Annotated in this window: 7 protein-coding genes; 4 read left to right on the top strand and 3 right to left on the bottom strand. The window is 68.9% G+C overall.

What is annotated here, in order from left to right:
* Positions 1-52: 52 nt before the first annotated feature.
* Positions 53-883 (bottom strand): glycoside hydrolase domain-containing protein, encoded by an 831-nt coding sequence (locus tag ACZ51I_RS30545; protein WP_468882324.1) that lies wholly within the window; start codon positions 881-883, stop codon positions 53-55.
* Between the two features lie 1,071 nt (positions 884-1,954).
* Between ACZ51I_RS30545 and ACZ51I_RS30540 the strand changes: the two genes are divergently transcribed.
* Together ACZ51I_RS30540 and ACZ51I_RS30535 are read left to right on the top strand one after the other, a co-directional pair.
* Positions 1,955-2,905, top strand: a complete 951-nt coding sequence (locus ACZ51I_RS30540) for a hypothetical protein (RefSeq protein WP_468882322.1) — start codon at positions 1,955-1,957, stop codon at positions 2,903-2,905.
* Positions 2,906-2,964: 59 nt separating this feature from the next.
* On the top strand, positions 2,965-7,419 hold the full coding sequence (locus ACZ51I_RS30535; RefSeq protein WP_468882511.1) for a golvesin C-terminal-like domain-containing protein: 4,455 nt from the start codon (positions 2,965-2,967) through the stop codon (positions 7,417-7,419).
* Between the two features lie 58 nt (positions 7,420-7,477).
* On the opposite strand, the gene ACZ51I_RS30530 is transcribed toward ACZ51I_RS30535, so the two are convergent.
* Positions 7,478-8,047, bottom strand: a complete 570-nt coding sequence (locus tag ACZ51I_RS30530; RefSeq protein WP_468882319.1) for an SMI1/KNR4 family protein — start codon at positions 8,045-8,047, stop codon at positions 7,478-7,480.
* 591 nt (positions 8,048-8,638) lie between these two features.
* Between ACZ51I_RS30530 and rsgA the strand changes: the two genes are divergently transcribed.
* Together rsgA and ACZ51I_RS30520 are read left to right on the top strand one after the other, a co-directional pair.
* Positions 8,639-9,754, top strand: a complete 1,116-nt coding sequence (gene rsgA / locus ACZ51I_RS30525; RefSeq protein WP_468882316.1) for a ribosome small subunit-dependent GTPase A — start codon at positions 8,639-8,641, stop codon at positions 9,752-9,754.
* 72 nt (positions 9,755-9,826) lie between these two features.
* On the top strand, positions 9,827-11,179 hold the full coding sequence (locus ACZ51I_RS30520; RefSeq protein ID WP_468882314.1) for a DNA-3-methyladenine glycosylase 2 family protein: 1,353 nt from the start codon (positions 9,827-9,829) through the stop codon (positions 11,177-11,179).
* Positions 11,180-11,221: 42 nt separating this feature from the next.
* On the opposite strand, the gene ACZ51I_RS30515 is transcribed toward ACZ51I_RS30520, so the two are convergent.
* Complete coding sequence (locus tag ACZ51I_RS30515) at positions 11,222-11,704, bottom strand: DUF456 domain-containing protein (protein ID WP_468882311.1); 483 nt, start codon at positions 11,702-11,704, stop codon at positions 11,222-11,224.
* Positions 11,705-11,753 lie beyond the last annotated feature (49 nt).

Raw genomic sequence — 11,753 nt, 5'->3', positions numbered from 1 at the left:
GCACGACCCGTCGGCCGGCAGGCTCGGGTCGTGCCGTTCCGGAGGCCGCCGGTCAGCCGACGATGGCGACCGGGGCGTCCCAGGCGTTGCGGTCGACGGTGATGGTGTGGCCGCCGCGGGTCTCCCTGCTGTTGGCCTTGTACTGGTGGCCGCGGCTGTGGTCGGTGTACAGCTTCGGGTCCCAGGGCCAGTCCCTGGTGGTGGTCTCCTGGCCGTTCCACAGGGCGTACCAGAGGTTGCCCGGCAGGTCCGTGCGGTCCTTCGCCGTGGCGACCGCCTTGGCGCTGGAGCTGCTGAAGCCGTAGAGGCCGGCGCGGTAGGTCTTGGCGCGCAGGGTCCTGGTGAAGGACCGCACGTAGGCGAGGGTGGCGTCGTTGCACGCCTTGTCGGCGGTGTCGTACGGCTCCATGTTGAGGTAGACCGGGCTGCCGGGCTTCATCCCGAGCGCCGAGGCCTTGGCGACCGCGTCGTCGGCGTTGCTCGCCCCGACCGAGGCCGCGGTGGCCGCGGTGAACCTCTCCTTGTTCCCGCTCTTCTGGCAGGGCGGCTGGGCCCCGACGTAGAGCGGGACGACCCGCCAGCCGAGCGTGTCGACCGACTTCACCCATGACCTGGTCAGGTTGGGCTGGGCGCAGCCGCGGTTCTTCCCACCGATGTAGACGGCGACGCCGCCGTAGTAGGCGTCCTTCTTCCACGCCTTCATCGCGGTGAGCGACGGCGCCGTGCAGGCGTCGAACGCACGGCCCGTGTACGTCCTCTGCGCCGGCCACACGGTGGCCGCCATGGAGGTCTGGGCCGCGACCCCGGCACCCGCCACGACCGCGACGGCCGTCGTCGCCAGCGCTGTGTAGCGGCCTCTTCTGGACAGCCGGTGCTTCGGCATTTCCCCACCCATCTGAAGTTCCGGCCCCGGTCTCCGGAGCCGGATCCACCCTACGGTTTCAAATCGGTGGTGCCACGCCGGGGGCGGGACTGTGGTGCTGCTCATCCTTCCCGGGGGGGGTGCCGGTTCGTACGAGAAGCGCTCGGGCGAGGTCGTGCCGTTCACCGCCCGGCCGATTTCTGTGCGAATCCTCAATACCGGGTGTGCTCAGTGGCCCTTCTGGGATCTGCTCTCGGGGTGTTGAGTGTCGTCGGCGTTGCTGTCCATCAAGACTGGACGCCAGTAATTCATCCCTCACGAATGCCGCACTGGGCCATGTCGACTACGTCGAGCCAAGCACGAGAACGACGGAGCCCCGCACCGCTGACCGCGTGCGGCGTCGCCCCTGAGCATGTGCGCGGCTTCGTACCGCCGCCTCCCCTGCTCGAACAGGTCCGGGGCTGCTGCGGCTCAACTCGTCTCAAATCCTCCCGAGTTCGGGATTCCATAGTCGAGGGCCCATCAAAGCGACGCCAAAGATCAGCAGTCATCCCGTATGCCCCTGATCGCACGACAGGTCAGCTTTATGGATCTTGAAGTGGTCGCCCCGGAGTGTAGGGTGGATCCACATGGAATTCAGCAGGCCCGGGGGGGCTCGTGCGGCCTGTATCGCAACTCATGCGAGTGTTGACGCTCGCCGTGCAGCTATCGCTCAGATGCGCACGATCCCCCTCGGCTTGGGTGAGCCCTGAGCGCGACGGAAGTGACCGTCGAGGACGTTGCAAAAAACCACAACGAGTTCGTGGATCTCGCATTCCCAGCTGATGGGGAGCAGCAGGTAGAGCGCCTCAACGGCGTGGAACATGTCAGGTTGTACCTCGATGCCGCCGGCCCCTCGATCGGCCGGGGCAGGTGCTGGCCGGCCTGTCTCCGGCTTGGAGAGCTTCCCGCATCACGCCGGTAGAGGCGCTGCGCCGCTGAGCGACGCAAGGACCGCGGCCGGCATGCGCCACGCACGTGGACCACCTCACGTCACATAGAGAAGGAAAACCCATGCACGCCCTCAGGCGAACGACCGTCGCCACTACTGTCATGCTCGCGGCAATCTCGCTCGGCGCCTGCTCCTCGTCCGGATCGGTCTCCGACCCGGCGGAGGACAAGGCTCCGGTCGATCGGGCCAACTGGCCTGCGGAGGTGCCCACTTCCGGACTGGTCAAGGGCCTGGAGCTGCCGCTTGAGTCCTACCTGCCCTCCTACCCGGATCAGGTCGTCGTCGACACCGCGCTGCGCACCCTGCAGACGCGGTGCATGTCCGAGTACGGGCTGACCGTCGATCTGCCGCGTCCCGGCGCGAACCCGCCGCCCTACAGCAACGCCCTCTCGGTCGAGCAGCGTTACGGGATCAGCGACCGCGCTCAGGCACAGAAGTACGGGTACGGGCTGCCGAAGGAGCTGACCCGGAGCCTCGAACCCGTCGAGGAGGGGCTTTCAGGCGTCGAGGTGGAGGTCCTGACCGGGCGAAAGAAGCCCGAGTTCACCCCACCCAAGGGTGCCAAGGGCGCCAAGGTCGGCAGCGGCCATTTCGGCGGGGTCCCGGAGCCCGCGCGTGCCGAGCACAACGGAAAGAAGCTGCACGAGGGCGGCTGCGCCGGCTGGTCGAAGCGGCGGCTCGAGGTGAACGAGGACGATGAGGGCTTCGTCTCCGTGCTCGCCTCGAGGAGCATCTCCGAGTCCCGGCCGCTGAAGCCGGTCGAGAAGGCTCTCAAGAGCTGGTCGGCCTGCATGAAGGGCAAGGGCCGCAAGGCCGCCGATCCGTACCGGGCGATGGAGCAGGGCTACGCCGACGGTGACGGCACCACCAAGAACGCGATCGAGCTCGCGCTGGACGACATCGACTGCAAGGAGCAGACCCGTCTGATCGAGGTCTGGTTCAAGGAGGAGTCGGCCGTCCAGAAGCGGCTGATCGAGGAGAACAAGGACCAGCTCGCCGCCGTCAAGAAGCGCATGGGCGAGGTCCTTGCGGCCGCGAAAGCAGTCAAGTAACCAGAGAGGGAACACAGTTGAGACCGATACGTAGTCGCCTGCGCGCGCCGATCACCCTTGTGGTGACCACCGCGCTGGCGATACCGCTGAGCCTGCCCGCGCAGGCCGAGCAACCGAAGCCGCCCAAGGGCGCGGCGCAGGGGTGGAGCGACCCCACCCAGCAGCGGAAGAAGCTCCCCCTGGAGCCCTCCGCGATCCCCGCGAAGGACCGCGCCGGCCTGCTCGGCAAGGGCTACGAGAAGTCCGCGGACACCGCGGTCACCACGACCGGTGACGGCACCGGCTTCCATCTCCTTGCGGGCAAGGAGAAGGACGGCTACCAACTCCGTACGGTGGCCAGTCTGTTCGAGGACGGTTTCGCCTCGGACACCTGGATCGGCAACCACTGCGTCACCGAGTCCGGCAAGTACGCGGCCGTCTCGTACGCGCCGCGGATGTTCACCAACAAGCCCGAGCTGATGGTGCGCGGTGCCTTCACCGCGGTGGTCGACCTGACCTCGGGCAAGGTCACCAAGCTGCCGTTCCAGTCGTCGCTCGCCTACTTCTCGCCCGGCTGCGGCCAGGGCGACCAGGCGGTGTTCACCCAGCTCACCCATGACGGCGACGCAAAGCAGCAGACCCGTCTGATCACCGTCGACGCGGCCACCGGCAAGAGGTCGGAGCCGGTCACGCTCGCCGGCCAGATCACCTCGGCGATTCCCACCGACGCGGGCATCGTCGCCGCCCACGGCAACAAGCTGGTACGGATCAACGGCACGGCCGAGAAGACCCTGGCGTCCACCACAACGGTGCCGTTCCAGGTCACCGCCGACGCCGACGGTGGTATCACCTTCATCGACCGCGAGTTGGACAAGAAGGCGTCCGACAAGCCGGTCGCCTGGGCCAAGCACCTGGACCGTACGAAGGTGAGGCAGGGCAAGAAGACCGAGCCCGTCACCGTCGCCTCCGGCGGGCTGCACGCCTGGGACCTGACCCGCTCGGCACGCGGCGAGGTGTTCGTCACCGGTGACGCCACGTCCAAGGCCCTGCCCAGGCGGGTGCACAACCCCGGCAAGCTCCCCAAGGGCGCGGCGATCTCCAGCCACGCCCAGGCGGCCCTGACCACCACCTGGTCCGATGGGAAGACCACCCTGGTCAACCCGGAGGACGCCGCCAAGCCGCGCCCCGCCCGTACGGCCCTGCGCATGCTGGACTCGGGCAAGTCCGTGACCCTCGACCTGCGCCCTGGCGCGCACCGCGTGGGCGACGAGGCACAGGGGCACGCCCTGTCCCCCGCTCTGCCCACCGGCGGCCCGGTCGGCTCCGGCCCGGACATGGGCGAGAAGAGCACGGACGGCCTGTCCACGCAGACCGTCCATACCCAGGCCCTCACCGCGCAGGCCGACAACCCGAGCGAAGGCACCGGGGAGCGCTACTGCGCGGTGGCCCGCAACGACCCGAAGAAGCAGGCGTTCCAGCCCACACCGCGGCAGGTCGAGTGGGCCGTGGACCAGGCGGTCGTCGGCTCGCTGAACTTCTACCGCGACAGCAACTGGAAGAACACCGGTATCGCCGGCGGCTACCAGCCCCAGGGTCTGTTCCCGCCGACCGTCCTCGCGGGTGACCCCAACGGCAAGCTCGACAACGAGGACCCCGCCGTCACCGACAAGTGGCACATTCCCGCACAGGTGATGCTGGGCATCACCGCGCAGGAATCCAACATGTGGCAGGCCACCCGCTTCGCCGTGCCCGGTGTCACCTCCAACTCGCTGATCGGCAACTACTACGGCGTCGACTACGCCGCCTCCGGTGAGCAGCTCGACCCGTGGCGCATCGACTGGGCCCATGCCGACTGCGGTTACGGCATCACGCAGGCCACCGACGGCATGCGCCTGGCGGGCAAGACCAAGCCGGGCGAGACCGCCCTGTCCACGGTCGCCCAGGAAGCGGTCGCGCTGGACTACACGGCAAACGTCGCGGCCGGCGTGCGGATCCTGTCGGAGAAGTGGAACCAGACGTACAACGCCGGCATGAAGATCAACGGCGGCCACCCCAAGTGGATCGAGAACTGGTTCTTCGCCCTGTGGGCGTACAACTCCGGCTTCTACGACACCGCCGACTCCGCGGGGCACTCGGGCGTGGGCTGGACGAACAACCCGGCCAACCCCCTGTGGAAGGCCAACCGGGTGCCGTTCCTGCAGCACGCCACCGACACCTCCAAGGACGACTACAGCCACGCCGCGCACCCGCAGGACTGGCCGTACCAGGAGAAGGTGATCGGCTGGGCGGCGCGCCCGATCTCAGCGCTGTTCGGTCCCGGTGACTTCCAGGCGGGCTACAAGGCCGCATGGTGGACCACCAACGCGGACCGCGCGAGCGCCAAGCCTCCGGTCGACCTGTTCTGCAACGCGTCGAACAACTGCAACCCGGCCAAGATCGGCGACAACGACTCCAACGACCCGGGCCTGGGTGCCTGCACCCTGGACGCGGGCAACAGCAAAACCAACCCGCACTGGCTGCACTGCTGGTGGAACCAGCCGGTCACCGAGGCGCAGTGGAAGAACTGCACCACGGGGGCCAAGTGCGGCAACGGTGTGCACCGCTTCCCGACGTCCTACGGCGAGCAGCCGGATGCCGGCTCCTACCCGCCGAACTGCGTCACCACGCCTCTGCCCGCCAACGCCCTGGTGGTCGACGATCTGGCGGACGGGACCATACCTGCCGGCGTGGACGCCAAGCGGGGATGCGGGGCGGTGAAGTCGAGCGGCACATTCAACTTCACGTATGTCCCGTGGGACACTCAGATGGATCTCACCAACGACGGTACGGACAACCCGACCACCGTCACCACGTATCCGGGGAAGATCGACACGCATCAGATCGGTGCGGGCTACGGCAACCACTTCTGGTTCACGCACAGCCGCTCGCCCGAGTCGAACCCGGCCAACGCCGAGCGTCTGAAGGTGACCGGCACGTGGAAGCTGACCGCTCCGCTGACCAACACCACGCGCCAGGCGAAGATCTACGCGCACATACCCGACCACGGGGCGCAGACCTCCAACGCCGTGTACCGGATCCAGACGCCCGAAGGGGAAGAGGAGGCGGCGATCTCGCAGACCGCGAACCAGGCCAACAAGTGGGTGGACCTGGGGGCCTACAGCTTCGGTGACCAGATCCCCGAGGTGCGGCTCGACAACTTCAACGGCGGTGACGGCAGCGCGGACATCGCCTTCGACGCGCTGGCATTCGTCCCGGGCACGTACAACGGCTTGTCGCTGACCGGCAACATGAGGGCCAATCCGACCGCTCCGGATCCGGCGCCGGTCGAGCCGGACGAGGACATCACCGGCAGCAACTTCTCCGCGGCCCGCAGCTCCTCGGCAGACACCGCCACGGCGGCGCCGAGGGCGACGACGATGGCCGCCACGAGCACCGCGTCATGCTCGACGGTCAACCACTCCCTCAGCCGCAAGCGCACCACCGCCTGCATCCACAGCGACTACGCAATGACGGAGTACACGAACACCGTCCCGACCGGAAGCGCGGCTTTCGACCTCTACATCACCTACTACCTCGACCCGAAGAGCGCCGAATTCTCGCAGGTCACCGAGATCCGGCTGAAGTCGATGGACGGTACGGTGAACAACGCCACCTTCGACTACGCGGCCAAGTGCCGCGGCTACTGCGACATCACCAGCGTCGGCTGGAACGGGTCGAAGACCTTCGCCAAGGGCGACACGCTCCTGCGGACCGTCACCACGCGGTTCAAGTGGGCGCCCAGCGGCGCCACCAAGAACACGATCACCCCGTACTTGTCTCTCGGCGGTAAGGTCAACACCACTAAGGTCGTGAATCCGTCCGAGTTCGAAAACACCAAGCTGGACATCCGCTGTGACAGTGAAGCCGCCGGTACCGGTTGCGTATTCCCCGGATACACGCCGACCTACGTCATGAACTCCAAGAAATTCCCCGGAGCCGCGGCCCACATCGACATGATGTGGCGCAAGACCAACATCAAGTGGGGAAACAGGAACGGCGGAAAGCCTCTCACTTACCTGGCCAACAAGCTTGCCACCGACGATCCCCGAAATCCCGACAAGACGCAACAAGATCGCAATCGCCAGATCATCTGCGAGAGACGGTGGAAAACCTATCCGGGCACCGGCCTGTTCAGTGACATGTGGAGCACAGATGCAGGAGCGCCACGCACCGACCAGAGAAGCTGCGACGAGTTCGCTTTTGCCAACTCCTTTCAGAGCGCCGGAAATGTCAATGGGCCGAACAGCGTGTCGTACAGCGGCAAGGAATGTGTGCAGACCTATCTCACGCGCAACGCCGACGACACCATGACTCTCCACCTGCGCCCGGATGCTCCAGCGCCAACCTGGAAGGAGCCCTGCGGGCGATCCTCGATGTCGAATTGGCAAAACGGCCAATCAATGCAACCGTTCGGCACCTTCATCGCTAATCAACGCCTGTTGGAGGACGACAACTACTGGATGGACCTAGACGGGTTCACCGCACCCACACCGTAGCCGAGTAACAAAAAATGCCCCCCGGAAGCCCGGGGGGCATTTTTCTCATGAGTCAGCTTCACGACCAAACGAGGCGCCCTTCGGCGACCTTGCAGATCGGATTGTTTCCGTCGGCGATACTTCTCAGTATCTCCGCTACGGAGTCGAAATACTGGGCCATCGATTCGTATTCGCCTGTGACTGTGGGGGCACCCACGAACCAGCGTCCGACACGCCCGTCCCGCGCATCGATGAACTTTCCCCTCCAGCCATCCTGGCTTGACAGAAACGGGATCCACTCATTACGCCAGAACGGATTGTCCGGCTGGTCCGGAGGATCGAATCCACCGGGCATGTACCGGTTCGCGTATAGCTTCTCCATCGCCCGGATGCCCAGAAAGAAGATTCCCTCGTCCGGGAACCCGTCGAAGCCGCAACATGCCACGTCGTCGTCGAAGTCTTCCTCAGGAAGATCCAGATTGTTCAGAAGCAGCCACGCCCGCAGGTCTTGGGGAAAGGAGATCCCCATCCGCTCCTCGGCGGCCGCGATCATCTGTTCCGTGGCCGGACCGGGCATATCCCCGTGATCGGCCGGGGCACACTCCCGAAGAAGACTCATCACGCGGGACCAGCTCTCCACCACACTCATCCCCCGCTGCCCCTCTCTGCACGGATTCGCTATGCCACTCAACGGGCTCACCTACTGTAGCCGGACAGCACGCCGGGCCGGTCGAAGCGCCCTCGGCCTGCTGGAGCGCCGCTTGCCCCAGCTGCCGTGCGGCCTGTTCCGGTCCTGGGCCGGCATCACCGCGTCGAACCGGGCTTTGCTGGTCACTGCTCGCGGCTCAGGTACGAGTGTGGTCGCAGCCGATCGCCACGGGACAGCCGATGCCCAGCCGACCAGGGGCACGGTCTCGTCGTAGTGGGGAGCGAATTCGTCCGGTGCGCTGTGCGGCTCGCGGCGTCGCGTCCACAGTCGATGGCGGGCGGTGCGGGGCTGAATTTAATCGGTGGTGCAGTGCCCTGGGGCGGGGCTATGGTTCTGCTCATCCGTTCCTGGGGGGACGGTGTCGGTTCGTGCGAGAAGAAGCAGGAGGTGAGGACATTGATGACTGTCACGGTGACGGGCTCTGCCCGCATTCAGGAGTTCATCGTTCCCACCCCTGTGGTCTCCGGCTGACACCCACTCGATCCGCGCGCTCGGAGCGCGCCGCCGGGGCCACCCTTCGAAGGGTCCCCCTTGTCTTTCCCGCTTTCCTCCGTCTCCTCCTCCTCGCTGCTCGACGCTCACGGCTGGGACTCCGGCTGGGCCGCCGCCTTCGCGCCCTACGCCGCCCAGGGACTCGTCCCGGGGCGGGTCGTCCGCGTCGACCGCGGCCAGTGCGACGTCGCCACCGCCGAAGGGGTCGTGCGCGCCGACACGGCGTTCGTGACCCCGCACGACCCGCTGCGGGTCGTCTGCACCGGCGACTGGGCCGCCGTCGACCCGGATGGCGCCGCCGACCCCCGCTACGTACGGGCGTGCCTGCCGCGCCGTACGGCCTTCGCGCGCTCCACCTCCTCCAAGCGGTCCGAGGGGCAGATCCTCGCCGCGAACGTCGACCACGCCGTCATCACGGTCTCGCTCGCCGTCGAGCTCGACCTCGGCCGGATCGAACGCTTCCTCGCCCTGGCCTGGGAGTCCGGCGCCCAGCCGACCGTCGTCCTCAGCAAGGCCGACCTGGTGCCCGACCCGGTCGGGCTGTCCTACCTCGTCGAGGACGTGGAGACGGTCGCGCCCGGCGTGCAGGTGCTGCCCCTCAGCTCCACCACCGGAGAAGGGATCGACGTGCTCGCCGCGACCGTCGCCGGCGGCACGACCGTGCTGCTCGGCACCTCCGGCGCCGGCAAGTCGACCCTGGCCAACGCCCTGGTCGGCGAGGACGTGATGGACGTCCGGGCCGCCCGTGACGTCGACGGCAAGGGCCGCCACACGACCACCACCCGCAACCTCTTCGTCCTGCCCGGCGGGGGCGTCCTCATCGACACCCCCGGACTGCGCGGTGTCGGGCTCTGGGACGCCGAGGCCGGTGTCGGCCAGGTCTTCTCGGAGATCGAGGAGCTGGCCGCCGACTGCCGCTTCCACGACTGCGCGCACGAGTCCGAGCCGGGCTGCGCGGTGGCGGCGGCGATCGAGGACGGCTCGCTGCCCGTACGCCGCCTGGAGAGCTACCACAAGCTGATCCGCGAGAACCGGCGGATCGTGGCCAAGACCGACGCCCGGGTGCGCTCCGAGATGCTCAAGGAGTGGAAGCGCATGGGCAGGGAGGGACAGAAGGCCATGCAGCTCAAGCGCGGCGGCGGCAGGGTCCGGTAGCCCCGGACCGAGCCGATCGCGGTGTCCGAAAACCGCGAGCCGGGTGGCGGCGGCTCCCGCACACTGGGAGCCATGAGGGACGACGACACCCGCTACGAGGCGGTCACCAGCAGGGACGCGCGGTTCGACGGAGAGTTCTTCTTCGCCGTCCGGACCACCGGAATCTACTGCCGTCCCAGCTGCCCCGCCGTCACCCCCAAGCGGCAGAACGTGTCGTTCTACCCGACGGCCGCCGCCGCCCAGGGCCACGGCTTCCGCGCCTGCCGCCGCTGCCGGCCGGACGCCGTGCCCGGCTCCGCCGAGTGGAACGTCCGGGCCGACGTCGTCGGACGCGCCATGCGGATGATCGGCGACGGCGTCGTCGACCGCGAGGGCGTGCCCGGACTCGCCGGACGCCTCGGCTACAGCACCCGGCAGGTCCAGCGCCAGCTCACCGCCGAGCTGGGCGCCGGGCCCGTCGCGCTCGCCCGCGCCCAGCGGGCGCACACCGCGCGGCTGCTGCTCCAGACCACGGGCCTGCCCGTCACCGAGATCGCCTTCGCGGCCGGCTTCGCCAGCGTCCGTCAGTTCAACGAGACGATCCGCGCCGTCTACGCCCGCACCCCCACCGCCCTGCGCGCCGAGGCGGGCAGCGGCGCGGGAGCCCGTACCGCGCTCGCCGCCGGGGTGCCGCTGCGGCTCGCCCACCGCGGCCCGTACGCGGCCCGCGAGGTCTTCGACCTGCTCGCCGCCGAGGCCGTGCCCCGGGTGGAGGAGGTCCTCGGCGCCCCCGGCGCCCGCACCTACCGGCGTACGCTCCGCCTCCCGTACGGCACCGGTGTCGTCTCCGTCGACGAGCGCTCCGGCGGGCGCTGGCTGGAGGCCCGGATCCACCTCACCGAGCTGCGCGACCTGACCACCGCCGTGCACCGGCTGCGCCGCCTCTTCGACCTCGACGCCGACCCGTACGCGGTCGCCGAGCGCCTGGGGGCCGCCCCCGGGCTCGCCGCCGAGGTGGCCGCCCGGCCCGGTGTGCGCTCGCCGGGGACGGCCGAGCCCGAGGAGTTCGCGCTGCGGACGGTCCTCGGCGCGGGGGAGTCGGCCCGGCTCGTCGAGCTCCACGGCACCCCGCTGGCCACCGCCTGCGGCACCCTCACCCATGTCTTCCCGGAACCCGCCGCCCTGACGGACCACCCCGTCGCGGGGCCGCTGGCCCGCGCCCTCGCGGACGGAGCCGTACGCCTCGACCCGGGCGCCGACCGCGACGAGGCCGAGCGCGCCCTGCTCGCCGTCCCCGGCGTGACCGCCGAGGCCGCGGCGCTCATCCGCATGCGGGCCCTCGGCGACCCCGACGTGCCCCCGGCGGGCGCCCCGGAGGCGGAGGAGTGGCGACCGTGGGGCTCCTACGCGGCGCGCTACCTCGACGCGGTTCCTTCGGCGGGGTAGTCCTCCCGGCCCGAGCCGGGGCCGGGACGACCGGGTCCGGGCTCAGCCCCAGATCACCGCCCCCGCCCACGCCCCCACGATCAGCAGGCAGGCGAACAGCTCGACGAGCACGCTCGTGCCCGCCGCCCGCATCACCGCCCGGGTCGCCGCCCTGGACTGGCCGTGGCCGCCGAGCCGGAGCCGCTCCGCGAGGTAGATGCCGCCGACGAAACCGGGGATCGCGCCGACCACCGGGACCAGGACGAAACCGAGGACGGCGCCCACCCCCGCGTACGTCACCATGCGCCGGGTGATCCCGACACCCCGCAGGCGGCGCGGCGGCAGCTGCCACACGATCACCTGCGTGAGCAGCAGCAGACCCGTCGATGAGGCCAGCAGGATCCAGGCGAGGTCGGTCCGCTCGTGCAGCGACCACCAGAGCATCGCCGCCCACACCAGCCACGGCCCCGGCACGCCGGGCGCAAGGACCCCGAACAGGCCGAGCAGCATCACCGTCGCGATCATCAGGAGCTGCCACACACCCACGCTGCCCAGCGTGCACGATGAGCGGGATTCCCGCAGGTCGCGCGGGGCG

It is taken from the genome of Streptomyces sp. NPDC034084, assembly GCF_055575535.1.
Note: the sequence above shows the minus strand (reverse complement) of the source record. Positions and strands in the feature narration are given on the sequence as shown.